This is a genomic window from Shewanella fidelis ATCC BAA-318 (assembly GCF_000518605.1).
In the GTDB taxonomy this organism is placed as follows: Bacteria; Pseudomonadota; Gammaproteobacteria; order Enterobacterales; family Shewanellaceae; genus Shewanella; species Shewanella fidelis.
In genome coordinates, this window is record NZ_KI912460.1 from 286,697 (window position 1) to 312,576 (window position 25,880).

23 protein-coding genes, 4 tRNA genes and 1 pseudogene are annotated in these 25,880 nt (G+C 39.2%); 13 read left to right on the plus strand and 15 right to left on the minus strand.

What is annotated here, in order from left to right:
* Positions 1-22: 22 nt before the first annotated feature.
* Positions 23-113: transfer RNA gene (locus L884_RS0119115), tRNA-Ser, on the minus strand.
* 89 nt (positions 114-202) lie between these two features.
* A complete protein-coding gene (gene punC, locus L884_RS0119120) occupies positions 203-1,447 on the minus strand; it encodes a purine nucleoside transporter PunC (RefSeq protein WP_156925724.1) in 1,245 nt (414 codons plus the stop codon).
* A 117-nt stretch (positions 1,448-1,564) separates the two neighbouring features.
* On the opposite strand from punC, the gene punR reads away from it, so the two are divergent.
* The 6 genes from punR (at position 1,565) to L884_RS0119150 (ending at position 4,738) form a co-directional block, all read left to right on the plus strand.
* Positions 1,565-2,467 carry a DNA-binding transcriptional activator PunR gene (punR, locus tag L884_RS0119125; RefSeq protein ID WP_028768995.1) on the plus strand — a complete coding sequence of 301 codons (903 nt, stop codon included), beginning with the start codon at positions 1,565-1,567 and terminating at the stop codon, positions 2,465-2,467.
* A 179-nt stretch (positions 2,468-2,646) separates the two neighbouring features.
* Entirely contained in the window at positions 2,647-3,300 is a 654-nt protein-coding gene (locus tag L884_RS0119130) for a Bax inhibitor-1/YccA family protein (protein ID WP_028768996.1), read from the plus strand.
* A gap of 57 nt (positions 3,301-3,357) precedes the next feature.
* A complete protein-coding gene (tusD, locus tag L884_RS0119135) occupies positions 3,358-3,747 on the plus strand; it encodes a sulfurtransferase complex subunit TusD (RefSeq protein ID WP_028768997.1) in 390 nt (129 codons plus the stop codon).
* 19 nt (positions 3,748-3,766) lie between these two features.
* Entirely contained in the window at positions 3,767-4,123 is a 357-nt protein-coding gene (gene tusC, locus L884_RS0119140; RefSeq protein WP_028768998.1) for a sulfurtransferase complex subunit TusC, read from the plus strand.
* Complete coding sequence (tusB, locus tag L884_RS0119145; RefSeq protein WP_028768999.1) at positions 4,123-4,407, plus strand: sulfurtransferase complex subunit TusB; 285 nt, start codon at positions 4,123-4,125, stop codon at positions 4,405-4,407. The genes tusC and tusB overlap by 1 nt, the downstream gene beginning before the upstream one ends.
* A 1-nt stretch (position 4,408) precedes the next feature.
* Complete coding sequence (locus L884_RS0119150; RefSeq protein ID WP_028769000.1) at positions 4,409-4,738, plus strand: TusE/DsrC/DsvC family sulfur relay protein; 330 nt, start codon at positions 4,409-4,411, stop codon at positions 4,736-4,738.
* A gap of 71 nt (positions 4,739-4,809) precedes the next feature.
* On the opposite strand, the gene L884_RS0119155 is transcribed toward L884_RS0119150, so the two are convergent.
* From L884_RS0119155 to L884_RS0119180, 5 genes are all read right to left on the minus strand, one after another.
* Positions 4,810-5,262 carry a hypothetical protein gene (locus L884_RS0119155; protein ID WP_156925725.1) on the minus strand — a complete coding sequence of 151 codons (453 nt, stop codon included), beginning with the start codon at positions 5,260-5,262 and terminating at the stop codon, positions 4,810-4,812.
* A 708-nt stretch (positions 5,263-5,970) separates the two neighbouring features.
* Positions 5,971-6,056 (minus strand) — tRNA-Leu (locus L884_RS0119165).
* A 110-nt stretch (positions 6,057-6,166) separates the two neighbouring features.
* A tRNA-Cys gene (locus L884_RS0119170) sits at positions 6,167-6,240 on the minus strand.
* A gap of 13 nt (positions 6,241-6,253) precedes the next feature.
* A tRNA-Gly gene (locus L884_RS0119175) sits at positions 6,254-6,329 on the minus strand.
* A 307-nt stretch (positions 6,330-6,636) separates the two neighbouring features.
* Complete coding sequence (locus L884_RS0119180) at positions 6,637-8,073, minus strand: glyceraldehyde-3-phosphate dehydrogenase (RefSeq protein WP_028769003.1); 1,437 nt, start codon at positions 8,071-8,073, stop codon at positions 6,637-6,639.
* Positions 8,074-8,276: 203 nt separating this feature from the next.
* On the opposite strand from L884_RS0119180, the gene L884_RS0119185 reads away from it, so the two are divergent.
* Together L884_RS0119185 and gap are read left to right on the plus strand one after the other, a co-directional pair.
* Positions 8,277-9,128, plus strand: a complete 852-nt coding sequence (locus tag L884_RS0119185) for a DUF2989 domain-containing protein (protein WP_028769004.1) — start codon at positions 8,277-8,279, stop codon at positions 9,126-9,128.
* A 209-nt stretch (positions 9,129-9,337) separates the two neighbouring features.
* Entirely contained in the window at positions 9,338-10,348 is a 1,011-nt protein-coding gene (gene gap / locus L884_RS0119190) for a type I glyceraldehyde-3-phosphate dehydrogenase (RefSeq protein ID WP_028769005.1), read from the plus strand.
* Between the two features lie 95 nt (positions 10,349-10,443).
* Here the strand turns inward: gap and L884_RS0119195 are convergent, their stop codons facing one another.
* The 4 genes and pseudogenes from L884_RS0119195 to L884_RS0119205 form a co-directional block, all read right to left on the minus strand.
* Complete coding sequence (locus L884_RS0119195; protein ID WP_028769006.1) at positions 10,444-10,719, minus strand: hypothetical protein; 276 nt, start codon at positions 10,717-10,719, stop codon at positions 10,444-10,446.
* Positions 10,720-11,059: 340 nt separating this feature from the next.
* Positions 11,060-11,953 (minus strand): 30S ribosomal protein S6--L-glutamate ligase, encoded by an 894-nt coding sequence (rimK, locus tag L884_RS23330; protein WP_237162656.1) that lies wholly within the window; start codon positions 11,951-11,953, stop codon positions 11,060-11,062.
* A gap of 78 nt (positions 11,954-12,031) precedes the next feature.
* Positions 12,032-12,439 (minus strand): annotated as a pseudogene (locus L884_RS23335) (ATP-dependent zinc protease family protein); the annotation flags it as partial.
* Positions 12,440-12,753: 314 nt separating this feature from the next.
* A complete protein-coding gene (locus tag L884_RS0119205) occupies positions 12,754-13,449 on the minus strand; it encodes an SDR family oxidoreductase (protein ID WP_028769008.1) in 696 nt (231 codons plus the stop codon).
* Positions 13,450-13,864: 415 nt separating this feature from the next.
* On the opposite strand from L884_RS0119205, the gene L884_RS0119210 reads away from it, so the two are divergent.
* Complete coding sequence (locus L884_RS0119210; protein ID WP_028769009.1) at positions 13,865-14,899, plus strand: phosphotransferase; 1,035 nt, start codon at positions 13,865-13,867, stop codon at positions 14,897-14,899.
* Between the two features lie 54 nt (positions 14,900-14,953).
* Here L884_RS0119210 and L884_RS22425 read toward each other — a convergent pair whose 3' ends face one another.
* On the minus strand, positions 14,954-15,502 hold the full coding sequence (locus L884_RS22425) for a hypothetical protein (protein WP_051435697.1): 549 nt from the start codon (positions 15,500-15,502) through the stop codon (positions 14,954-14,956).
* 1,544 nt (positions 15,503-17,046) lie between these two features.
* Between L884_RS22425 and L884_RS0119220 the strand changes: the two genes are divergently transcribed.
* Positions 17,047-18,099, plus strand: a complete 1,053-nt coding sequence (locus tag L884_RS0119220; RefSeq protein ID WP_037411215.1) for a tyrosine-type recombinase/integrase — start codon at positions 17,047-17,049, stop codon at positions 18,097-18,099.
* A 132-nt stretch (positions 18,100-18,231) separates the two neighbouring features.
* Here the strand turns inward: L884_RS0119220 and L884_RS0119225 are convergent, their stop codons facing one another.
* The 3 genes from L884_RS0119225 to L884_RS0119235 all read right to left on the minus strand — a co-directional run bounded on the left by L884_RS0119225 (position 18,232) and on the right by L884_RS0119235 (position 21,857).
* Entirely contained in the window at positions 18,232-19,005 is a 774-nt protein-coding gene (locus tag L884_RS0119225; RefSeq protein WP_037411216.1) for an RluA family pseudouridine synthase, read from the minus strand.
* 387 nt (positions 19,006-19,392) lie between these two features.
* Positions 19,393-20,433 carry a porin gene (locus L884_RS0119230; RefSeq protein WP_028769012.1) on the minus strand — a complete coding sequence of 347 codons (1,041 nt, stop codon included), beginning with the start codon at positions 20,431-20,433 and terminating at the stop codon, positions 19,393-19,395.
* Positions 20,434-20,513: 80 nt separating this feature from the next.
* Positions 20,514-21,857, minus strand: a complete 1,344-nt coding sequence (locus L884_RS0119235) for an FMN-binding protein (RefSeq protein ID WP_028769013.1) — start codon at positions 21,855-21,857, stop codon at positions 20,514-20,516.
* Positions 21,858-22,050: 193 nt separating this feature from the next.
* On the opposite strand from L884_RS0119235, the gene L884_RS0119240 reads away from it, so the two are divergent.
* The 3 genes from L884_RS0119240 to L884_RS0119250 all read left to right on the plus strand — a co-directional run bounded on the left by L884_RS0119240 (position 22,051) and on the right by L884_RS0119250 (position 25,850).
* The gene (locus L884_RS0119240; protein WP_037411271.1) at positions 22,051-23,235 is read left to right on the plus strand and encodes an FAD:protein FMN transferase; all 1,185 of its coding nucleotides are present in this window, start codon (positions 22,051-22,053) and stop codon (positions 23,233-23,235) included.
* A gap of 226 nt (positions 23,236-23,461) precedes the next feature.
* Positions 23,462-25,249: a sensor histidine kinase gene (locus tag L884_RS0119245; RefSeq protein ID WP_028769015.1), complete on the plus strand. Its 1,788-nt coding sequence runs from the start codon at positions 23,462-23,464 to the stop codon at positions 25,247-25,249.
* Entirely contained in the window at positions 25,242-25,850 is a 609-nt protein-coding gene (locus L884_RS0119250; RefSeq protein ID WP_037411218.1) for a response regulator transcription factor, read from the plus strand. Before L884_RS0119245 ends, L884_RS0119250 begins: the two co-directional genes overlap by 8 nt.
* The last annotated feature ends 30 nt before the right edge of the window (positions 25,851-25,880 follow it).

Sequence of the window (25,880 nt, forward strand, 5' to 3'; positions counted from 1 at the left end):
CTAGAAGCCTTTCCTCTTAATATGGCGGAGAGATAGGGATTTGAACCCTAGATGGGCTACAAACCCATGCCGGTTTTCAAGACCGGTGCATTCGACCACTCTGCCATCTCTCCGAACGCCGCGAATAATATAGCGGTCTAATTTGCTTGTAAAGAGATAAATTAATAAATTTATCTCTTTGGCCAAGATTAATACAATTCGATTATTTGTCGTCCTGCTCGATAGCAATACGTGCTGGATCTGGCATGACTATCTCTTCGCTTACTTCGTTCCAAGTTTTGTAGTTACGTAGCTTGAAGCCCAAAAATACGATGAAAGAACAGATCATGATCCCCCAGCCAATTGCCACTTCTCCGCTTGTCGCCCACATAGCCACTAGACTTGAAGCACCAAACGATAAACTGATTTGTAGGAAGTTCTGTAAACCCGCAGCTTTAGCAGCGTTTTCAGGAAACTCCTGAAGAGCACCGTTAACAACAATCGGATAAATACCACCACTACATGCAGCTAGTACTGAGAAAATCGTTAGTAGAGGGAAAATACTTAGTCCCTGGATCACGATAGTCACAACAGCAATAGACATAGCACAAGTACCAAACACTGATAACAGGATCTTTAATGTCTTTTCTGAGCCAAGTTTGCGGATTAAGATCTTGCTCGCGTAGCCACCTAAAATAAACGTAATCGTTTGTGGAATAAAACTAAGTCCGATTGCTGTAGCGTCAAAACCATGTTGTTCCATCACCACTGGCCATAAAGTTAAGTACGAAAAGAACGCACCTGAACACGCACCGAAAATAATCACATTACCCAAAAACTTGGTATTTTTTAGGATAGAGAAATAACGGATCTCTTTTTTATCGTGACTAATTGCCTTAGTTTCAGCTGGAACGAACCAAACTGTTAATAAGATCATTACCGCAGCTAATCCTGTTAACGCGATAAAAATACTCTGCCAACCCATAGATTCTAAAATGAACGCGCCTAGGATTGGTGCTAATGCTGGCGATAGCGCAACTAACGGCATGATGTTTGAGAACACGCCTTGGGCTTTTTCTGCATCATATTTTTCAATCACAATCGCTTGCCAAATAACCCCAGCAGAACAGGCTCCAAGCGCTTGCATAAAGCGTGAAATATTAAATACTAAAATAGAGTCACTCACCGCTAATGAAAAGCTTGCTGCAGCGAATAGGACAAGACCTAATATAAGTGAGTTACGTTTACCAATGCGCTCTACTAATGGGCCATATAGCAATTGACCTAAGGCTAAACCTGCTAAGAAGAAAGTCAAAGACATAGCCACTTGAGACGGCGAAGTTGCCATTGTGTCTTCAATTGCTTTGAATGCAGGTAAATACATATCGGTTGCAATAAAGCCTAACATGCTTAATATCGCTAGATATGCTAGAAAAATGTAGTATTTTACATTTGTTAGTGAGTTCATAATTAAAAATTCTGATCTTGATTTAATAAAGTCGCGCAGTGTAAACACTTGCTAATGTGCTGTGAAACGTTTATTTTTCACATTAGCTATCAAAAAAAATCACAGCAGGATGTGAGTATGCTTTCAGAACAATCGTTACAACTCATCGATATGGTAGCCCGGGTTGGGAGTTTTACCGCCGCGGCTAATAAACTGCATAAGGTACCATCGGCCGTCAGTTATGCAGTCAAGCAAATTGAGGAAGAGCTTGGTGTAGTGCTGTTTGAACGACATCACAGAAGCGTGAGCCTCACCCCCGCCGGCGAACATTTCGTTAAGCAATCAAGAGCCTTATTGACTGATATCGATACCATGCGAGCAGACACCATCCGTGTTGCAAATGGTTGGCAACCTACTCTGTCTATCGCCCTCGACAATATCGTCCGTGCCGACAAAATCAGTAATTTGATTGCCGATTTTTACCGCACCTTTGACAACGTCGAGCTTATCATCCGTATCGAAGTCTTTAATGGTGTGTGGGAATCCATCGCGACTGGTCGTAGTGATATCGCTATCGGCGCTACCACAGCCATTCCTGTGGGTGGCGATTACCACTTTCGCGACATGGGAGAAATCGAATGGTGTTTTCTTGTAGGTAAAAACCACCCTTTAGCAGATATTGACAGGCCGCTCACTGATGATGAGCTTAGACAATATCCTTCAATTTGCCTAGAAGACACTTCACGGGAGATCCCAAAACGAATGACATGGTTGCTAGAGAATCAGCGCCGTCTGGTGGTACCGGATTGGATCAGAGCAATAAACTGTTTTCGTGAAGGTCTGGGCGTGGGTTATATGCCCGCGCATTTCGCCTTTCCGTTTATTAAAACCGGTGCGCTTATCGAAAAGCAGTTAGAACGTCCGAATAAAAAGAGTCCTTGCTGCTTAGCTTGGAATGCGACGAATAAGAGCCCGGCGATGGCTTGGGTGCTTGATTATTTAGGCGATAGTGAAAAACTGCATAAGGATTGGTTAGATTAACTTAGGTTAACCTAGCTAATTTAAGTGGCTAAATCCTTTATACCTGGTTTTAGCTACTGTATGATTCAATAACTTACATATAGGAATAGCCCGTTTTTGCGGTAATTGGGAACTCCTTGGTTATCTTGTGCTCAAATATATAGCTAGAATATTTGTCTTCGGAGAAAGAAATGAAAGATATGACGCAACAGTCCGTGTATAGCAGACCAATCGTTGAGGTTAATAAACTGCTAAAAAACACATATATGCTACTCTCAATGACGCTTGCATTTTCAGCAGTATGTGCTGGACTAGCAATGGCACTGGCTATCAGTCCAATGATGTCACTTGGGTTATCAATCGGTAGTTTAGTATTGTTATTTGTGACTCTACGTAAATCAGATTCAAGTGCGGGGATCTTCTGGGTATTTGCATTTACCGGTATGCAAGGTGCGTCATTAGGTTACATTCTTAACCACTACGCAGGCATGGCCAATGGCCCGCAGTTAATCATGCAAGCGTTAGGTTTAACTTCAGTTATCTTCATCGCACTTTCAGGTTATGCGGTTACGACTAAGAAAGACTTCTCATTTATGCGTGGCTTCTTAATCGCCGGCCTAGTTATTATGGTTGTGGGTTTACTTGTAAACTTGTTCCTTGGTAATGGCATGGTGTTTATGGCACTAAACGCAGGTATTGCGCTATTGATGACAGGTTTCATTCTTTACGATACAAGCAACATTGTTAATGGTGGCGAAACCAACTACATTCGCGCTACGATTGCTTTATACCTAGATTTCTTAAACTTGTTCGTTGCCCTACTACATTTAATGGGCGTTGGCGGTGATGACTAATACCAATTAATTTTAATTGAGTTAAAATGGTCCTATTACAGGGCCATTTTTTTTTCCATGAGCAAATTTATTATTCAGGTCAACTCAGCCCCTTACGGCAATGGAGCGAGTTTTAATGCCTACCAGTTCGCGAAAGCAGCTTTGGCTAGCGGACACACTATTGATAAGGTTTTTTTCTATCAAGACGGCGTATTGAACACCAATCATCTTAATAGCCCAGCCAGTGATGAATTTGATCTTAAACAAGCGTGGATTGAGTTACATCAGCAATACAATATTGCACTTGTTAATTGCGTATCAGCTGCGCTACGGCGTGGTGTACTGTCAGAAGTTGAAGCAGGCGAAAACCAAGTGCAACATTGGAATATGCAACCCCCTTTTACCATGGGCGGCTTGGGTGAATTAGTCAGCGGGATCGAAAAGTCAGATAAGCTGATTTGCTTTTAGCTTTAGCCAGTGAGTGTTTATGAAAAAGTTATGTATAGTGTTTAAGCAAGCACCCCACGGCACAGCCCACGGTCGTGAAGGCCTAGACTTTGCGTTATTAAGTGCAAGTTTCGAACAAGAGGTAAGTTTAGTATTTACCGGAGAAGGATTATTAACCTTACTTAAAGAGCAAGATCCAGAATCTATTGGTTGCAAAGATTACATATCAACCCTAGGCGCGTTAGGCTTGTATGATATTGATACAGTACTTGTTTGCCAGGAGTCGATGCATGAATTTAATTTGCAGCAAAACGACCTGCGTATTCCAGCATTAGTATCCTCAGCTGAAGAGATAGCTGCACATTTTGATCATGTCGATGAGGTGATGGTTTTTTAATGATTTTACATCTGATAAAAGATACGCCTGCGAACAGTAGTGCATTAAACACCTGCTTGCGTTACGCACGCAAACAAACAGACTGTATTTTGCTCTCTGGCAATGCGGTAAATTGCTTGCTACAAGCTGAGGTTTTAGCTCATTTAGCTGACTACAAAATCTATGTCTCGCAAGAAGATGTGGCTGCACGCGGGTTAACGCGGTTTTTAAAACAGATAGAGCAAGTGAACTACAGCGAGTTTGTAGCACTTAGCCTTAAGTACGATAAAGTAATTAGTTGGTAATATGATTGAGTTTAACGGTAAACAAATAGAGACAGATCATCAAGGCTATCTAAAATCTGTAAGTGATTGGAGCCCTGAACTCGCTCCAATTATTGCAGCAGAAGAAGACATTACGCTAACCGATGCCCATTGGGAAGTCGTTAACTTCGTTAGAGAGTTTTATCTCGAATTTAAAACAAGCCCAGCTATCCGGGTATTAGTTAAGGCGATTGGTCAAAAATTAGGGGAAGATAAAGGTAACTCAAAATATCTTTATACCCTCTTCCCTGTTGGACCGGCTAAACAGGCCACTAAAATCGCAGGTCTTCCTAAACCTGCGAAATGTATTTGATGTAATAATAACGCCCTCATTTGAGGGCGTTAATATATAAAAAGCACTATAAAACAGTGTTCAGCATTGCATTAGTCGATTTGATTGTTAAAAGTCGCCGACTGAGCTTTATTAATCCCAAGTAATGCAGCCCCCATCACCATATAAAACAAAGAATTTGCAGACAACTCAATGTGCAACAGTGGTTGCTTTAAGTGTTGTGATAGTGCCATTGCCATAAAAAAATGGCTAATCATTGCGAACAATGGATAGATCATTAAAGTGCATGCTGCAAACTTAAGTAGCGCAGGTTTTGTTGGCGTTTGTATATAGCGAGCCAGATTGATAAACACTGAAGCTAAAATTACGTTTTCTACTAGCTGTATTAGCGCTGCCAGTTTAATTTGGTTAACACTGGTTTTATTCACTGAGGGGAATTCTTCTAGCAGCTCATGCAAGTAAGACTCAGGGCTAAGTAAGCCCCATAACGGGTATATGATTAGTGCCGCGCAAGCCATTATTAGAATAGTACTGGTTATCTTCAAAGTTCCTCCTATGAACCGCTAGTACATTTCTACAATAAGACAAGGCGCTTAGATTAAGGTTCACTTAATCTAAGCTGATCAACAATCCGGATAACCCGTCATAAGGGCAACAGTTATAGCGCCGGCAAATCAAGATGTTAGTCATATAGAGTATTTCAAACACAAAAGAACAACTCGATGGTAGCTTTAAATACTCTTCCTTATGAAGATGGTCGCCGTGGCAAGACTTGAACTGATACGCCTAATTTCAATGTAGAGCGAGAGGGATTTCAAAATCACTTTGTACTAAGATACAAAAAAAGCCCCCGCTTATGCGGAGGCTTTAATGATGGTACCCGTGGCCAGACTTGAACTGAAACGCCTGATTTCAATGAAGAGTGCGAGGGATTTCAAAATCACTTTGTACTAAGATACAAAAAAGCCCCCGCTTATGCGGAGGCTTTAATGATGGTACCCGTGGCCAGACTTGAACTGGCACGCTTATTCAGCGAGACCGATCTTATTAAAAGTAATCCCTTGTGCTTTAGCGCAACTCAAATGATCAGATACAAAAAAGCCCCCGCATATGCAGAGGCTTTAATGATGGTACCCGTGGCCAGACTTGAACTGACACGCCTAATTTCAATGAAGAGTGCGAGGGATTTTACTTTAATTCAGACGTAAAAAAACCAGCTCGATGGCTGGTTTAAATACTCTTCTTTGAGAAGATGGTACCCGTGGCCAGACTTGAACTGGCACGCTTATTCAGCGAGGGATTTTAAATCCCTTGTGTCTACCGATTCCACCACACGGGCAAACTCTTTGATTTTGATGATACGTACTGTCGGTATCAATACTGCTCGTTCTTGTTGAAGAAACAAAGCTCACCAAATTCTTGTTCTGTCTTCATAAACACTTAAGTTTATGGAGGCGCGACCCGGAGTCGAACCGAGATCGACGGATTTGCAATCCGCAGCATAGCCATTCTGCCATCGCGCCATTTTGATTAAATTGGAGCGACATATCGGGTTCGAACCGATGACCTATACCTTGGCAAGGTATCGCTCTACCAACTGAGCTAATGTCGCCTTTCAATCTAAGTTAATCAAGTAGACGCTTAGTTCGCTTCCCCTTGACTACGGAATGGCATTCTACCGATTTGCTCATCAGAGTCAATCATAGAAAACCATTTTTATGTTTGTTTGCCGCATAATTCATCAAAAACAACTAAGCCGCTTATTTTTCCTGCTTTTTCGTAGTTCTGCTGCTCGTGGCTTATTGATGCTCTCCCCTGTTTGCTGAAAAAGGCAGACGGATTTATATAAAGCAGCAATAAAAAGCCTCTTATAATTAAAAGGCTTTTATCGATTTGTACAAATAACTAACTAAGCTTATTTATGCAACAGGTAGTGACTGGTAGTTTAGGTTAAGCATTTTTTGCATAACACCTACAACCTGACAGCTATAGCCAAACTCGTTGTCATACCATACATAAAGAATTGTACGGTTGCCTTCAGCAATGGTTGCCTGTGAATCAAGAACACCTGCGTAACGAGAGCCAACTAAGTCACTCGATACGATTTCAGTTGAGTCAGTGTAATCGATTTGGTTTTGTAGATCTGATTGCAACGCCATATCTTTTAGATATTCGTTCATTTCGTGCTTATTCGTTTCACCCTCAAGGTTTAGGCTAATAATTGCCATAGACACATTAGGTGTTGGAACACGAATAGCGTTACCGGTTAGCTTACCTTCAAGTACTGGTAATGCTTTAGATACCGCTTTAGCTGCGCCGGTTTCAGTGATAACCATGTTGAGTGGTGCACTACGACCGCGACGATCTGCTTTGTGATAGTTATCAATTAAGTTTTGGTCATTGGTATACGAATGGATCGTTTCAACGTGGCCATTAACGATAACGTACTTATCATTTACTGCTTTTAAGATAGGAGTAATTGCGTTAGTGGTACAACTTGCAGCAGATACGATCTTATCTTCGTCAAGAATATCTGACTCATTCACACCGTATACAACATTCTTAATCGCACCCTTTGCAGGTGCTGTTAGTAGCACTTTGCTCGCGCCTGGTGATTTCAGATGTAAACCTAAGCCATCTTCATCTTTCCAGATCCCGGTATTATCAACAACTAATGCGTTTGAGATACCAAACTTAGTGTAATCTACTTCATCTGGAGAGTTGGCATAAATCACTTGAATGTATGTGCCGTTAGCGATGATAGCGTTGTTTTCTTCATCGACTTCCACAGAACCATTGAAAGGTCCGTGTACTGAATCGCGACGTAATAAACTAGCACGCTTTTCCAAATCACCTTTACGACCGCCACGTAGAACGATTGCGCGTAGGCGTAGTTTATTGCTGACACCTGTTCTTTCGATTAATAGGCGAGCAAGTAAACGGCCAATACGTCCAAAACCATAAAGTACGACATCTCTTGCTTCTTCAGTATCTTCATGACTGATTGCATCAGCAAGTTCGCGGCTCATGTATGCTTCGATTTGGCTCGCATCGGCATATTCGCGCCAGTAGTTAACAGCGAGTTTGCCGATATCGACTTTACACTGTTTTACCGCTAACTTACTTAAAGCCTCAACAAATGGGAAGCTTTCACGTAATCTTAGTTTTTCACCAACATGGCGACGCACTAAACGGTGCGATTTGATGATTTCGATAGTAGAAGCATTTAGTAGCGGTTTGCCATAGACGACAACTTCTACACCTTGGTTACGGTATAGTTTACCAAGTAACGGCTGCATTGCTTCAGCCATTTCGAAACGTTCTTGCCAACTTTGTAGGTGTTTATCAGCGCTCATTAACAGATCCTTTATCTCACTTTTCCGATTAAAATTCAGAAATGTTTGAGTAACAAAAAGAAAAGACCAATAATCTAGTGTTATGTAGGGTGTCTTTCCCCGTTTGGTCGGCGCCATTGTAATGAAAAGTTAGCTGTCAGGCTAGTCAGAAATTTTCTGTAACGCTGTAATTTTATTAGATAATTTTACGCTCGGAGTCGAGTTTGAATAAAAATTTTGTAATGTTTACATCATTTTTAGGATTTGTCGGTTTTTTTGGCCTTTTAGGCTGTGAAGGCCCCTCAAATACTCAGGTTATTTGTAACAAAAATCCTGAACTTTGTGCAGATTTGCATAAAGATAGTTGGTGTAGATTCGAAAAAGGCGACCTAATTCGCAACCGATATAAGTTAAAAATCACACCAGAGCCTTCAGGCAAGCTAATTTATGACCAATTAGTGTACCTTGAAGATTACAACAAATGTGTCGAATTGGCCGCCGGTGTCCAGCATATATTACACCCAGAGCGCACCAACGACAGAGCCAGAGCATTTGGCTTAAGTTCGCAAACATTATTTGAATTACAGCAAACCACTAAAGGCAGTAACGACCCTCACCTCGCCTATTATCACTGGTCACGTTTTAATGACGTAAAAGCAGGAGATATTTTTTTTGCGGCCGAAAAAGCAGGCACGATAAAAGATGTCGAACTTATCGCGCAGCTTGCTGCTTATTACCTTAGAATTAACCCTGCAAAAGCTAAGGCGCTTTATGCTCAAGCACTAAATGGCAGTAACAAGGATAATTTCCAGCCTGATTGGTTGTTAGCGTTAGCGACACTTTACCGTAATGAGAATAATCAAGAAGTTGAATACTGGTTATCAATGACTAATATTTTGATGACCGATGCAAAATATACTGAATCACAAATGTTAGCCTTAGTTAAAGGCAATAGAAAATTACAGCAAAAACTCGATAAAGATGCGAATGAGTTAGCCAGCTTATTGGCTGCTGGAAATTATCAGCAAAGTAAGCTAAAAATGTTGCTGGATAAAGAAACAAACTTGGCAGGATAAACACATTTAGTTCTAAGCTAATAGCGTGTACTACATCAAGCAAATGAATAAATTGTGTTCAATTCGCGTAAAATCGAGAGATGTGTAAAAAAATTACTTAATATATTGCCATAATTGGCCTTTTATCAGCGATAAAACTTGACGAAGGCTGTCAATTTGGTAATTTTACTACCAGATCCTATTTAAAACATTTACCTGAGGGATATGAGATGACTATCCGAGTTGCAATTAACGGCTATGGCCGTATCGGCCGCAATGTTCTACGTGCTCTATACGAAAGCGAAAAGAACTATCCTATCAAGATTGTTGCACTTAATGATTTAGGCGATGCATCGATCAATGCTCATTTAACTAAATATGACTCTGTACATGGTCGTTTCAACGCTAAAGTTGAACACGCTGACGATGCCATTTTTGTTAACGAAGACAAAATTCTCACCTTCCAAGAGCGCGATCCTTCAAAGTTACCTTGGAAAGAACTAGAAGTTGACGTTGTATTTGAATGTACAGGTATCTTTACTTCTAAAGAGTCTGTTCAATCACACTTAGACGCTGGTGCTAAAAAAGTAATTATCTCAGCTCCTGGTAAAAATGTTGATGCAACTGTTGTTTACGGTGTAAATAACGATCTGATCACCAGCGACATGACTGTGATCTCTAACGCATCTTGTACCACTAACTGTCTTGCGCCATTTGCTAAGCCATTAAACGATGAAATTGGTATTGAATCAGGTCTAATGACTACGATTCACGCTTATACTAATGATCAGCGCCTATCAGACGTTTACCACACAGACTTACGTCGTGCCCGTGCAGCGGCGATGTCAATGATCCCAACAAAAACTGGTGCAGCAGCTGCAGTTGGTTTAGTTGTTCCTGAGTTAGCTGGTAAATTCGACGGTATGGCTGTTCGCGTTCCAACAGTAAACGTGTCACTGGTTGACCTATCGTTTGTTGCTGCACGTGATACCACTGTAGAAGAAGTTAATGCAATCATCGAGAAAGCAGCTTCAGTAGCACCGTTAAGTGAAGTATTGGCTGTTAACCACGAGCCTTTAGTGTCTATCGACTTTAACCATAACCCATTCTCTTCTAACTTCGACGCAACACAAACTCGTGTTAATGGTCGCCTAGTTAAAGTGATGGCTTGGTACGACAACGAATGGGGCTTCAGTAACCGTATGCTTGATAACGCGGTTGCATTAATGACAGCGAAGTAATTCGTTAGCTATATAAGATAAAGCCCAGTTTTTACTGGGCTTTTTTGTGTCCGACATTGAGAAAATTGTAAAAACTGACAAGTTCTCTTTCTCGTTTAACTACGCTTAATTCGTACGACTTTGAAAATATCAATTTCAAATCCAGCTATCCCCTGTTTATCTGCATAATATGTCATGTTGACTCGTGCACCTGACAGGCTCTTATATTTTTTGGTTCGCTTAAAAGTAAACGGTGTATCACAGTCATCTATCATAACTGTGTGTAAAACCCAGTCATCTTTGACTCTTTGAGTATGGGAGCAAACTTTCACGCCTTCCGAATGGATCAGTTGATCATGCTTGACTAACATTTTATCGACATCGGTTTTCACTGCTCACTCCAAATCTTGAAAATCTAATCATTAAAAATAGCACATAGAGATTTTGAGTCATACTAATTGCTGTTAGTGACTAAGTGTTATTAGCCACCCTAGTGCAAAATCTCAGTCATACTGTATCAGTCAGACTACATGGCTTTGCAGGCTTCCTAGATGCCTTAGGCATAAGAAAGCACTAAGGTGTAGATAGAGGTAACAAGGAGATATAAATAACCGCTAATGCGAGTTTAAGGTTAATTGGTATTAATTCAAAAGTTGCCCTCTTGCCAATAAAAAAGCGCAACGTAGTCAGTACTACATTGCGCTTTAGTAACAGTGTTAGAGCGTCAGCTAATTAATCTTCTGCTTTCCAACCTAATTTCTTTTCAATCGATTCAATCATTGCACCGGCGATATCGATACCTGTAGCAGATTCAATACCTTCAAGTCCTGGTGATGAGTTGATCTCAAGTAACAATGGACCACGGCTAGAGCGAATAATATCAACACCAGCAACACGTAGACCCATTGTTTTAGCAGCTTTAATCGCTAATTGTCTTTCTGCTGCACTTACAGACACAATAGACGCACTACCGCCCATATGAATGTTGGCTCTGAACTCTCCAGGAGCTGCTGTACGCTCAATTGATGCTACGACCTTACCATCAATCACAAAACAGCGTAGATCTTTGCCTTGGGCTTCTTTAATGAACTCTTGGACCAAAAGGTTAACGCGTAACGACTTAAATGCATTAATTACACTTTCTGCAGCTTTGGTCGTTTCAGCCAGTACCACACCTTTACCTTGCGTACCTTCAAGCAATTTAACGATAAGTGGTGCACCACCAACCATATCGATAAGATCTTTAGTATCAACCGGTGAGTTAGCAAAACCACTGGTAGGAATATCTAAATTATTCTTTTGTAACAACTGTAGAGAAAATAATTTATCTCTAGAGCGTGTGATCGCGTCTGACGTATTGAGTGCTTCAATATTTAAACTTTCAAAGTGACGTGTAAGTGCACAGCCATAGAAAGTCATGCTAGGTCTAATACGTGGGATCACCGCGTCTACGTCATTTAGTACTGTACCGCCACGGTAATGTACTTCTGGCGAAGAAGCATCAAGCTTTAGGTAGCACTGGCTGATATTTAAAAATACCATTTCATGGCCACGTTGCTCACCAGCTTCGATGATACGTTGGTTACTATATAGATCTGGGTTGCTTGCTAACAAACCAATTTTCAAGCCACTCTTCTTAGCCTTCTTTCCCGCGTATAGTGCTTCAACGTCAGCATCAACTTGATCGCCTAAACAGAATGATTCAGATGGGTCAACAAGGGTTTTGTTACCCATAGCTTCACGACCAAGTAGCATGCGATAACCCATGCTATCGCGATTGGTAAGTGTTAATTCCACTTCCCAAGCATGACCACCTAATTGAATTACAGAAGCAATTACATAGCGTTTTTCTGATTCACCGTTTGAGCTCTTAACATTACGGCGATCAACAACTTTGCTTTCACACTTTAGAATGACCTTGCGACTGTTTTGTATCGGATGAAGTTCGAATGATACCCATGGCTCACCTTCTCTTTTAAAAGGACGGATATTGACGGCATGGATTGATGATGTTCTGGCGCCAGAGTCTACCCTAGCTTTAATTGCAGGAACACCAAGAGCAGGGAATGCACACCACTCTTCACTTCCGATAATAAACTTATTGTCGCTCATTACAATTCTTCCAGTTAAGTTAAATTAAGGAGCGCGAAAGTACTCCTTTTTTCCGCAGATGCAAACTAAATTTTAGTTATTTTCTACAATCGAGTAGGATTTTCAAAAAAATCCTGAAAACTGAGATCTATGTCTGTTTTTTTTAGCCGTATAAACGGCTATTTAGAGTTTAAAAAGTGTTTTAAATTTAACCACCTACATCTAATAAATATCTCAATTTAAGCTTAAAAATTGACCATAAATGTGCTACCTGCAGCACTTTTTTAAAATCCAAGAGTGTTTCTCGGTTGTTCTTCACATCAATAGTAGTACAGTTACCAAGGAATTGTTTTACCTTGATAATCGATAAAACTACCACTTTGCTGTTCAGTTAAACTGCTAATCACCTGCTGCATGCCAATAACTGACGTTTCTGGATCTATCAGAGCGTTAGGTCCGCCCATATCTGTTTTGACCCATCCAGGGTGTAAAGCGACTGTTTTAATGTTATGACTTACCAAATCAATCGCTAAACTTTTTACAATTGAATTCAAAGCGGCTTTTGATGAGCGGTAATAATAGCCACCGCCACTGCGATTATCAGTCATACTGCCAACTTTTGATGAAACAAATGCGATGGTGCAAAGGTTCGATAAATGGTCAGCTTGAAAAAGTTGATGAGTTAGCAACAAGGGGGCGATGGTATTTACTTGCAACACTTTGCGCCATTCATGAAGATTTATCTCTGTAAAATTAACGCCCTTAGGGCCATAATAACCAGCATTATGAATGACTAAATCAATCTTTTGCTTAGGTATTTTAAGCGAATTTAAATTAGTTTGCTCGAGTTGTTCGAGATCTAATTTGGCAATCACAAGCTGGGAGTTAGTTTGCTGAAGCTCAAGGAGCTGAGTTGCTTTACTTGGATCTCTGCAGCAAGCGGTTACCTGCCAACCATTAGATAAATACTCTTTGACAAAACAAAGGCCAATGCCTCTGTTTGCACCGGTAATAAAAAGATGTTTATGCACCTTTCTCTCCATGTTAAAACAAAACTTACTGCAGCTATCAGCAAAAGATTAAGTTACTGCTTTGGGTAAACTTTTTCAACAAAGGCTATGCAAGTCTGTGAAGATAAGTTGCGCCTGAAGCCGAGTATTTGATCAGTAAATAAAATATAAACCCATCTAAACAATTGGTTATGGAAATATCCAAATACAATAAAAGTTTGAAAAACAATTTTATAAAGGCGTTTATCAATTAAAATTTAGCTTACTATTTAAGCTGATTTTGCAATTTACGGTATGCATGTCCTTATAAGTTTGAGTAATTCTTTGCAGTGTTAATGAGCAATTTCTATAGAAAATTGAATAAAGGCTATAGGTTTTGTTTTGTGGAAGGATGCCTTATAGTGTCGCACTATAATAAGTTGATCTGTTTAAAGTAATGACAATAAAAGATCTCGAAAGTTGTGTTGCCAAATTAATCAGCGTAAACAAATGCCAGAAAGTACAGGTGCTGCAGTCGCTTTGGTCTGACTATGGTGAAATATCGCGTTTTACTACAGATGAATCATTTAGTGATCCCTTAGGTGCAAGTAACAGCTTTATAGTCAAATTGATTCGCCCTCCACTAGTGGTAAAGCACCCACGTGGATGGTCATCTGACTTCTCTCATCAACGCAAGTTACGTTCATATCAAGTTGAAGCCAATTTTTATCAAAGTTGGGCGCCACTATGTGATGAAAACTGCCGTGTACCTAGCTTGATTGCAAAGCAAACATTTGTAGAAAAAAACCAAGCACTGTCAATATCTATGATAGCAATGACAGATCTGGATGCTGCTGGTTTTTCACACCGAGCAAACCAACTTAGCCTAACACAAACTAAAGTTGTTTTACGTTGGCTTGCGCATTTTCATGCAAAATTTTTAAATGTTTCAAAAGCCGAGGTCTGTAAGCAACTTTGGCCTATCGGTAGCTATTGGCATCTTGCGACTCGAATGCAAGAGTTTAACCTTATGCCTGAGTCAAAGCTTAAGTTATTGGCACACGAAATAGATAAGCTTTTGAATAATTGCAAATATATGACTGTTATACATGGTGATGCTAAAGTCGCTAACTTTTGTTTCAGTGCGGATTTTAACCATGTTGCTGCAGTAGATTTTCAGTATGTTGGTAGTGGCATTGGCGTAAAAGACGTTATCTATTTGCTAGGTAGTTGCCTTTCTGAAAAACAACTTATGCATAACTTTGATAGTTTGATGAATGTTTATTTTGATTACCTGCAGCAAGCTATCACTTTTTATCAACCAGAGATAGATCCAATAGCTGTATGTAATGAATGGAGACATCATACTGATTTTTCCTGGGCCGACTTCGAACGGTTTTTAGTTGGTTGGGCTGCAGAACACCCAAAAAGAAATCAGTTTAGCCAAGATATCACAGCTAGAGCAATCGCAAAAATATCGAATATTTTATAAGCAACCGACTAAAGCTACCATGGTAACAGATCGCTTTCGAGGCTTGATATAAAATCAAGCCTCTAGCTCAGCTTCAAAGCCATGTTCAGCAAAACTGGCTTGTTCACTAAGTAAGTTATCTATTGCTTGATCAAAAGTGTCAATTTGATTCGCGGCCATATACTCTTTTAATCGAGTGACTAAATCGTTACTTATCTCAATGTGGGATTTCTTCTTTCTCTTTTTAATTTGAGAAAGTTCTTTGCGCACCATTCGCCAACCGTAATCACTAAAGTAGTCATTCAACAATTTGTTAGTTTGGTTTAGCTCAGTAATTAGGCATGTGCCCTGCTTTCTTTTTTTGTTTAGAATTGACAAGTTTTCACTTAACAAAAGGAAAAGTTCGCTTCGTTCTTCAGCGGTACTAAGCTCAACAAACCAATCAGCTCGATTATTAACAGCATTTAGCGGGATCAACCTATAGATTAAAGGTAACGCTAATGTAACTTCATCAACTTCTAACAACTTTAGTTTGCGACCAGCTTTTGGTGGACTAAAGTGATAACACCAGTCATTGTTCAACTCAGGTTTGTTGTCAGTTGCCGATACAATCAAATCACTCATGGCATACTTATCTCAGGAAATTTAAAATGGTTAAACCATACTTATTGATAATTATTTCAAATGTCGTCAACTATGTCTAGTTAAGCTATTATAATTTATAGCTTTTATCTAAGCTGTGCCATAGAGTTTTGCAAACAAGTATAATGGTTATACCATCTAATTGACAAAGGTATTATTTAATCGATTACCCTTGCGCAGCATATAAACGCAAATATAAATAATTGGCATAGCTTCAAAGAGTTTGCAAATTAGATTATTAACCGTTAACAATGCTCGGCATATAACAGTGAGTTTTTAGTCGTTGAGCTGAAACGAACTAAGCAAAGAATGTAACTGTATTGACATTAAGTTCCAGTAAAAATCGGCTTAAGATTTTACTATGTTAAATATTAACCAAGTAAAATGCTGATGTTTAAGCATCAAGCAACGCCATTAATACTTTGTATAAAATGGTATAGAAGCTGCCCTTGTTAACATTTAAACTTAAAAACCCACCAATTAAATGGTGTAACCACACTTAAATGCTTCCATGCATCTGCAGCTATTATCCGTTATATTTTAAATAGATTAACGCATAAAAATCATCTATAAGATGGTTTATACCAAGGTTTATATGCGTTATCACTTAAGAAAGGTGATAAAAAGCGGTAGTTTATCTTCGAACTTCTTCTCCAAGAAAACACAAAATTGTAAAACATAATCCAAAGCTAAATCTGTTTACTAGTTTCCCAGCCCTAATTTTACTTGTATGAAATTGGTTAGTATAAATCTGATGTTATCAATCAAGCAGCGTATTTCAACTAAGATTTTTGCTTAAGCTAGTGTTGGCCTTTTTCATGAAATAGAATTAAGCGCTACTAATATACTGTCGGTCATTTCTATTTTAAGCAATATTAACTGTTTTACTCTGTTTATTTGCTACAAGCCAGCTTTAACCATGGTTTAACCATACTTTAATATTGAGGTGTTGTTGATAGTCTCTGCCTTATTGGCTTGAAAAATGGCACTATCAATTAGCATAATTTTTATACAAATCATGCCCAATTTTACATAAAAGTGTTCATTTTAAATATTTAGTATGGTTATACCATTTTAATATGATTTATTCTTTTAGCTATCAATATTGGCAATTATTGAAGATTTAGATCTTAGCTAAAAGCCTGCACTGGTGAGACGTTACCTTTCCACTAACAATATTTGTCTGTTTATTCAGCTAAAAATAACCAAAAATCACTATTTTTAACTCTACCAGTGATAATGACGATTATCACTGGTAGATGTCAGTAAGATTAAGTAGAATACTGCCGAGGATTTGGCTAACTTTGTTCGCTAATTGCTTGATTAATAAGCAGGATTGCTAACCTGTTTTAAGGCTAAACTTTTAAAAAACAGTGCAAACTCAACACTAGTTAGCTCTTAAACTGATGATGAATGCTACAACCAGAATATCTATAAAATTTAGTATGATCGGGTTAAAGCTAAACTCAGAAATTTAGCTTAGGTATAAATACTTACTAGCAGTAAGATTAGCATTACAAGGTAATATGAAAGGACAAATTCAATTTAATCAGGCTTTGGTATCGCAACAGCAGGTAGATAGTGACTCGAGTGAAAAATTTTTCCAAGAGCAACAGTTACCTATTTCTATCTTAGATGATTTCAAAAGTGCTGCGAGTGAAACTCAGTATGAGATCTCTGCAAATACACGACGAGTTTACCAGTCTAGTTTTGCTATTTTCAAAAGCTATTGTGAACTCCACAATCTAAGTGCCCTACCCGCAGATCCTAGAAGTGTCATTTCATTTATCGGTCATCAAAAAGAAGTCTATCAAGAAAAAAGTGGTCATCAGCTGTCAAAGCAAACAATTAATACTCGTTTAGCTGCGATAAGGTTTTTTCATATTCAAGCTGCACATCATTCGCCAACTGAACACCCGTTAGTGATCCGAGTGATGCGCGGTTTAATGCGTAACCAATACCGGCATACATCCGACTATGATCAACAACCAATCACTTATGATGAATTGGAAATGTTATTAGCTGTCATTGATCAGCAACCACAACAACTGACACGCTTAAGAGACAAAGCCATTTTACAATTAGGTTTACAAGGCGGCTTTAGACGATCAGAGTTGGCCGAAGTCAAAATTGAGCACATTAGCTTTTTACGTGATAAGTTAAAGGTGAGAGTTCCCTACTCTAAAAGCAATCAACAAGGTCAGCGTGAATGGAAAGATCTGCCAAAACATGAAGATTTTTCAGCGTACGATGCAGTACAACACTGGTTAGATGCGACTAAATTAAAACAAGGCCACCTTTTTAGATCCCTTAGTCGTGATGGCAATTCCATTCGCGATTATCAAATTACTCAAGGAAAAAATGGTAAAGGTTTTTTAAAAGGCGATGATATTTATCAAATGATCAAAAAGTATTGTGACAAAGCCGGGTTAAACTCTCGCTTTTTCGGTGCTCATAGTTTACGCAGTGGTTGTGTAACTCAGCTCCATGAAAATGATAAAGACCACTTATATATCATGGCTAGAACTGGCCATACAGATCCACGATCATTACGTCATTATTTAAAACCAAAAGACTAAATCATTAATAGTAGTATTCAATTTTTGTGTCCAAACAAAGAGTGTCTATAACAAAAATTATCGAATATAAATCTATTTGCATTGATTATATACCACTTGTTGAGATGAAGTTTACCGTAAAGATATAAGATACTAAAAAGGACATGGACTGTTGCCAACAATGCGTTCGCCTGTGATGGGATGATTAAATTCGAGTCGAGTTGCATGTAACATAAGTCGAGGTGCGAGTTGATAAGAGAGGGTATCACCATATAAATCACAACCGATTATAGGATGGCCGATGCTCTGAGAGTGGATCCTCAATTGGTGAGTCCGCCCAGTTTCAGGTCTAAACTCTACCCTGCTTATTATGCTAAAACTCTGCTCCTCAAACTTTGTTTGATCATGTTTTTCAGGGCTCAGTTTCAATTTTTGTTCTACAGATTGCTTTGCACAACACTCTTCGCCAATAAGTTTGTATAAAGATAAAGCAGGTTTTCCATGCTGAGAGCAGATTTTCATTTTAGGAAAATTAGCTTTGTCTTTAGCTATTGACGCTTCGATCGTACCTTGCTGCTTCAGCAATTTTCCCTGCAATAGTGCAATATACGTTTTTTCAACACTTCGCTGGCTGAACTGTTTGCATAATAATGCATTGATCTGTTTGTTTAATGCTATTACCATGATCCCCGAAGTTCCCAAATCTAATCTATGTACCAGAGTACAATTTGGAAAAATCTTCACTAGTCTGTGATGAACTGAATCTAAGTTTGCCGGGTGTTTACCAGATAAAGACAGTAGGCCTGAAGGCTTATTGATCAGTAAAATATATTCATCTTGAAACAGGATTTTTATTTCTTCTAAGCAAACTGGAGCAATAAAGTCGTCAGCCGCTGAGGCTAAATATGACGGATTTGAGTTAGACACGAAAACAGATCTCAGTGGAAAGGATTAGTTATCATAACTGAAATTAGCAATTTCAACGACTTTCTTCGCAGATAAACGAACGTCATAAATGGGCCTATAAAATTAAAACATTGAAGAGCAACTATAATTTAAGGAATCAGGCTAACTAAAACTAAAATTATAACCACAAATCTGAGGTCGTTTTGCGAACTAGCTTTAGTCACTTTATTGAATAAAAAGCTAAAAATTAAAATATAATCCCGAGATATTTTTAACGATAGTGCATATATAGTTAAAATAATGCATAGAAGCTAGGTTGGGCTATAGAGTAAAAAATGATTTTAAAACAGGTAACGTACTTCCTTGTACGCACCAAGGGGGCAAACTAGAAACTAAATTATTTAGGCTTTAGAAGTCGATTCTAAAACCAATGCTAGCGATGGTGTCATCAAAGTCAGCGTATTGCTTCACATCAAACTGGCCTATCTCACTATGTACACGAGTTGATTTTGATAAGCGATATTCAGCACCCACAGCCCAGGTTGAGACTTCAGGAACTTCAGTTGCTGACGCGCCTAATTTGTCATATATACGATTAGCTATCACACCTGTACCGGAGTCATCTTGTCCGTATTGAGCTTTTAAGATCAGTTTATCAATTTGATACTTCGCACTAACAATAAAGCCGTCGCCATCACGTTGTTGCCAATTATCTTTGTTCGGATTTACGATTTCAGAAGTTTGGTACATAGTCCCAAGCATAAGATTATTATATTTGTACTGCGCAACGAGACGAGTACCTTTGATGTCTTCAACACCATCGCTATATGCCGCAGCTAAGTATAAATCACCAGTTTTGAACAGCTTATCGCCATAGGTTAAAGCAACTTGGTAGTTACCGTTATCACGGCGAACATCGTTTTCGCTATAATAGTTATCTTCTAAAATATAGCTTGCGCCAAATTGAAGCTTATTCCATTTAACGGTTTTGTATTCTAGCGAGTCGCCCCAGCGTTTATCACCAGCAAACAAACGGTCATGTTTTAATGAATACATATCCATCGCATCAGAGGTGCCTTTAGCCATTTTAAATACTGGGTCCATTCGACCAGCAGCAAGTTGACCTACGTTTGAATGCTTAATCCCTAAAAAAGTTGGTCGCGCTGAAAAAGGATTATTTTGCTTACCTTCTGTCGCTCCATTAACACCAACTTCGATTTGGTAAAAAACGCTAAAGTCTTGGCTAAGTGCTACGTTGCCTTTTACACCTAATCGACTCCAGTTATTTTCTAGAATGGTGCCACTCTTGCCACTATGGGTTGCACTGCCGCTATCAGAGTTGGTTACAGAGTAATCAATACGGCCATAAAACTTATATGCGTCAGCCATAACACTTGGTGAGGCCATAATCGCAGCTGCAAGAAATGTGAGTTTAACTGTTTTCATCATCTATTCTCTTAATTGGTAAAACTTAAAAGTCAGACGACTCCCTAACACCGAGACATTTGGAAGTCGCGCGTTAGGGCTAGTTATTGTTTTTTATGCTCTAAGATCATGCTGTCTTGGCGCATTTCTTTATACAAAACGTCGGCTAATTTCAGATAGTTATCCCAAGAGTTTGAGCGTTTTGTAAAACCAGTAGCGGCGTAACTACCGGTATCACCTGTTGCTGGTAGATCATCAATAATGAACAAAGAACCACCTTGTTGAAGGTGCGAATTGAGACCATCGATCATTACGTTAAAACCAATGCGCGCGGGCTCTACATAGTTAATCGATTCGTACTTTGATTGACGATAGAATTTCTTTTGCGAAGCATCTTTAATTTGTGCTTTGTCATCAGCAAAGATTTCATCATAATGCGCTTTAACAATTTGCTTAGTGTCGGTATCGACAACAATACGTAACATTGCAGTGACACCGGTCCAATTGCCCTTCGCGTCCATGAGCTTTTCAGCTTGTTGGTAGAATCTCTGCTTGCTACCCTCAGCATTTATTTTTGCATGGATCTTTGCAGTTAACGGAACCATAGATTGTTGAATACTGTTTGATGCACCAGCAACAACATCAATACCTAGGTACTTTAAGCGATTTGGCTCTTTAAGCTTATTGGCAAGTTTTGGATCAAAGTCCGGATTCAGTTCAAAAGTTAACTTATCTTGTTCAACCATTAACTTTTCCATTGTTAATGCTGATTGAACCCAAGCCGTTCCTTTTTTCTTGCCCATAGAAAAGTTGTACTCAGACATACGCTTAGGCACATTCTGGTATAAACGGGTGTAATAATTTGGGCGACCACTCTCGTTAAACTCAGCAAAAATAACGTTGTTAGCATTGTTCAGTTCGGTGACGATTGCCACACTACCCATGTGCCCTTGGCGGAAGCGCGCCTCTTCGTAATAGTAATCACCTTTAATCAAGCCTAGATCCGGCTGAATAGACCATTCGAGCTTGAAATTATCGTCAGCACTATCCTCTTTTGCGCCCACTGCCACATACTCAGGTTGGCTACCATCAGCTCTTGGTAATGAGTTAATTGCTTGCAAGATCCCGTTCGAAGAATAAGTTGCACCAGAAACAGCATCTATTCCCTCATGACCATTTTTAGCTACGATTTGTGACAATAAACGCTCTGCATTTAGATACAGAGACTCTGTTTCCTTATGAGATTTGGTCTTAATATCAATAATATGGCCATTTTTAACCTCAACAGTTAAGGTTATCAGTCCTTTCTTTCCTTTGGCCGACACGTCGTGAGTTCCATTAACATACTTGCCCTGCTCCATTGTTAAAGAGCATCCGGCAAGTGTCATGGTTGCCAAAAGTACAGCGCCACTAATGAGTGATTTATTAAATGTTTTTAAGCTTTTCATTTTGTCAGCCTTAATGTGTTATTTCATTAAGGCCAGAATAGAACGATAAAAATTCTCTACAATTGCGGAAAACCGCAACTCATATATGTTAGTTTTAAATTTTTGACTCAGTTAACAATTATTAATCAAGTGGGTTAACGTTGCCAATAAATATGTTATTCATTTATCCACAATGTCATTATTAACGCTCATTATGAAGTTAGCAGTCACAACCATTTTATTATCAAGCTTGTTTTGCACGTTTACCTCTAACGCACAAGACACTCAAATTAAAAACTTACCTCTTGCGCCAGATTTTGAAATCATCAAAGTCGATACCAAAGGTCAGCCTTACCAATGTGAGGGGAATGCCATTATTAGCCATAATAATGGCATCTACAGTTTAACGACGCTTAAATATTTTGGCACTTCAATTAGTATTGATATTTATGATGATATTGAAAATATTAATGAAGTGTTTTGCAACAGTTTAAATGTTATTCAGCAGTACCATTATTTAGCCTCTAATTACAATACCTATCCTCATGTGACTAATATAAAATCAATTAATAATGAGCCACAAAAAAAACATCATATCGATGCTAAACTAACTGAATTACTTGCCACCAGTATAGAATGGCATGATAAATCTGATGGCTATTTCAATATTGCCCTGTCACCGGTTATTGATATCTGGCGTAGTTATCGTGCTGAATGTAAAGGGCAACGCAAACTAGACGACAACTGCGAGATTCCAACTCAATCCGAATTAGAAGCAGTTAAACATCTAATAAATATAGACAATATCAAACTAGATACAGTTAACAACACCATACAAATGCAAGCTGGTATGAGCATAGATTTAGGCGGTGTTGCTAAAGGTTGGATGGCTGAAATGGTTTATCGTCAGCTAAAATCGGACGGAATTAATAACTTTATGATCAACGCTGGCGGAAATATTCGCCACTTTGGCGTTCATCCAATGGGGCGTAATTTCGCAACCGCAATTGAAGATCCAATATGCAAAAAATTCGCAAACAATTTGGCTAAGTGTGATAACTTTGAGGGACAGTATCATGAAGTTATTTCCGGCGTTGATTTAAGTGTTGTGTCTAGTGGAAACTATTTACGCTATTACCGTGTTAAAGGTGAGGAATATCATCATATTATCAATCCGAAAACATTATTCCCAAAAAGTTCAGGTGTGGCAACGACAGTTATTATGAACGATAAACATATTTACGCGGATATTATTTCTACTATGCTTTTCTTAATGCCACTAGAACAAGCTATAGAATATGCAAACAAGCATCCTGAATTAGAGGCTGTTTGGTATCTAAATGAGCAGGGTAAAAAAGTAAATAGCGATAATTTTAATCATTACAAGCTACAGTATTAAATGTATTAACATTAAACAACTCAAAATTAGTGCAGTTATTAACTGCACTAACAGTTAATAATGTAGTCATCGCCTCTTTATTTTAATCGTTATACATAATTAACTATGTAACGGTTTTCCGCAATGGTAAGCAATATGTGATACAGTTCACTTAGACCACTGTTTAAATCTACAAACGTCTATAATGAGTTCATAATGGTTAGGTTATTTTTCAGCAAAGCTATATATGAAACTCTATTTACAAAAATTCACCGTTGTAGTCTGTGTTAGTATCTCTTTATTTCAAGTCAACCTCAGTTTCGCACAGCAAACGGCCACCAGCAGAGTGGGAGTTTTGGCTTTTGCGGATCGAAGTAGTGTCGCCGAGCGTTGGCAGCCAACAATTACTCGATTAGAACAAGAATTACAGCGACCTTTTGAGTTAGTTGCGCTAACGCCAGATCAACTCGACTCAAGTGTTGCACAAGGAAAGCTTGATTTCTTGATCACCAATGCCTTAACCGGTGTCAGCTATAAAAAGGATTTTGGTACTACTAGTTTATTGACCTTGGTGCCGCGTGACGGTCACCTACCGACTCAATCTGTAGGATCTGCACTGGTAACAAGAGTTAATCAAAAAGTTGATGGTTATGGTGACTTAACGTCACTTGATGCTGTTTCAACCGATAAGCAAGCCTTTGGCGGCTTTCAAATCCTTGCAGGTGAAATGGCACATAACCATTTAAACCCATTTAAAGATTTTAACAGCCTTAAGTTTGTTGGCTTTCCGCAGCAAAAATTGCTGCAACTTGTCGCTAAAGGCGAAGCCGATGTGGCAATTTTGCCAACATGTGTATTAGAAAACGCAATAGCGAACGGCTATGTTGCCAGTAATAGCTTAAAGGTCGTATTAACCAAGCCTACGACGGGGTTTAACTGCCTTACTTCAAGCGAGCTTTACCCTTACTACTCCTTTTCTAAGCTAGGCAAAACAGATCATCGACTTGCTACAGAAGTTGTCAAAGTCCTACTTGATATTCAGTCCGACGAACAAGCCGCTGTAATTGGCCGATATACCGCTTGGTCTGCGACCGTCAACGATAGCCGCGTTTTTACCTTACTTAAACAACTACAACAATGGCCGTTTGTCACCAATTGGACCACTATTTTTAAAAATGCGATGCCGTGGGCTACTGTATTAGCCGTGTTACTTTTTTTGGGTTATTTGCATCATTTAAGGGTTAAGCGCTTGGTCGTGCTGCGCACTCAAGATCTTCAAGATGAAATAGGTCAACATACACAAACCCAAAAAGCCTTACTAGAACAAACAAAGCAGTTTTATAAAGCGCAACGAGTATTGCTGACGGGTGAGATGGCTTCAGGAATTGCCCACGAATTAAATCAACCCTTAGCGGGTATTCGCTACCTTACTCAAGGCTGTATCTACCGATTGTCAAACGAGCAAACTGAACTAAAAGAGGCAATGCTCAAAGCCATACAGCAAGTTGATCGCGCGCAATCAACCATTAAGCGTTTTCGCAATTTCTGTCAGCAGCCCAGTGTCATGAAGCAATGTCAGTTAGATCAAGTACTGGAAGAAACATTAAGCTTAATGGCGCCAGAGTTCTTGCGTATGCAACTCACACCCGAATTAAAAATTGAATCCGCTAAGTTAATGGCCGATGCCAGTCTACTGCAGCAGGTGTTCGTTAATATTATTCGTAACGCGTTGGATGCGATGATCGACTCAGTAACACCTTATCTAGCTATCACGCTTAGCAATAGCGCAGACGGAGTTATCATTTCTTTTAAAGATCATGGTAGCGGGTTATCTGAGGCAGCATTAGAGCGGCTGTTCTTTCCTTTTGAAACATCAAAAGACAATGGCTTGGGTCTTGGTATGATTATTTGTAAGCGTATCATTGAAGAACATAGTGGCGAGATCAGCGCGGTTAATAATTCTATTGCCGGTATTCGTTCGCCTGGCCTAACTATCACCATTTTTTTACCAACAAAGGAAGCTGAAATTGACTAACTTATATCTTGTTGATGACGATCAAGCCGTATTGGATTCATTAACATGGATGTTAAATGGTTTAGGTTATCAGCCTAAAGGTTATTTATCTGCAGATAGTTTCCTAAAGGAGGTTGCGATAGACCAAGAAGGTATCGCCATATTGGATGTGCAAATGCCTGGAATGGATGGCAGCGCCCTACTCAATCATTTAACTAAGTGTCAAAGTCCTATCGCTGCGATTATGTTAAGCGGCCATGGCAACATCGCTATGGCAGTACAAGCGATTCAAAAAGGCGCATTAGACTTTTTAGAAAAGCCAGTCGATGGAGATAAGCTTATGAGTTTGCTTGAACAAGCAACTCAACAAACAAAACTAAATGTGAAGCGTAAAATCGAACGTGATGAGTTAGCAATGAAAATCGCGACGCTTACCAATCGAGAACGCGAAGTCATGGATAAAGTACTCGAAGGTAAGCTCAATAAAGTGATCGCGGTAGAATTGAATATTGCTCAGCGTACCTTAGAGTTACATCGGCAAAAAGTTATGCAAAAAATGCAAGTCAGTAATGTCGCAGAGTTGGCTTTCTTAATGGGGAAAAACTTGGACGCTCAAACTTAAACAGAAGCAGTTCGAGATGGCGACTGTAGC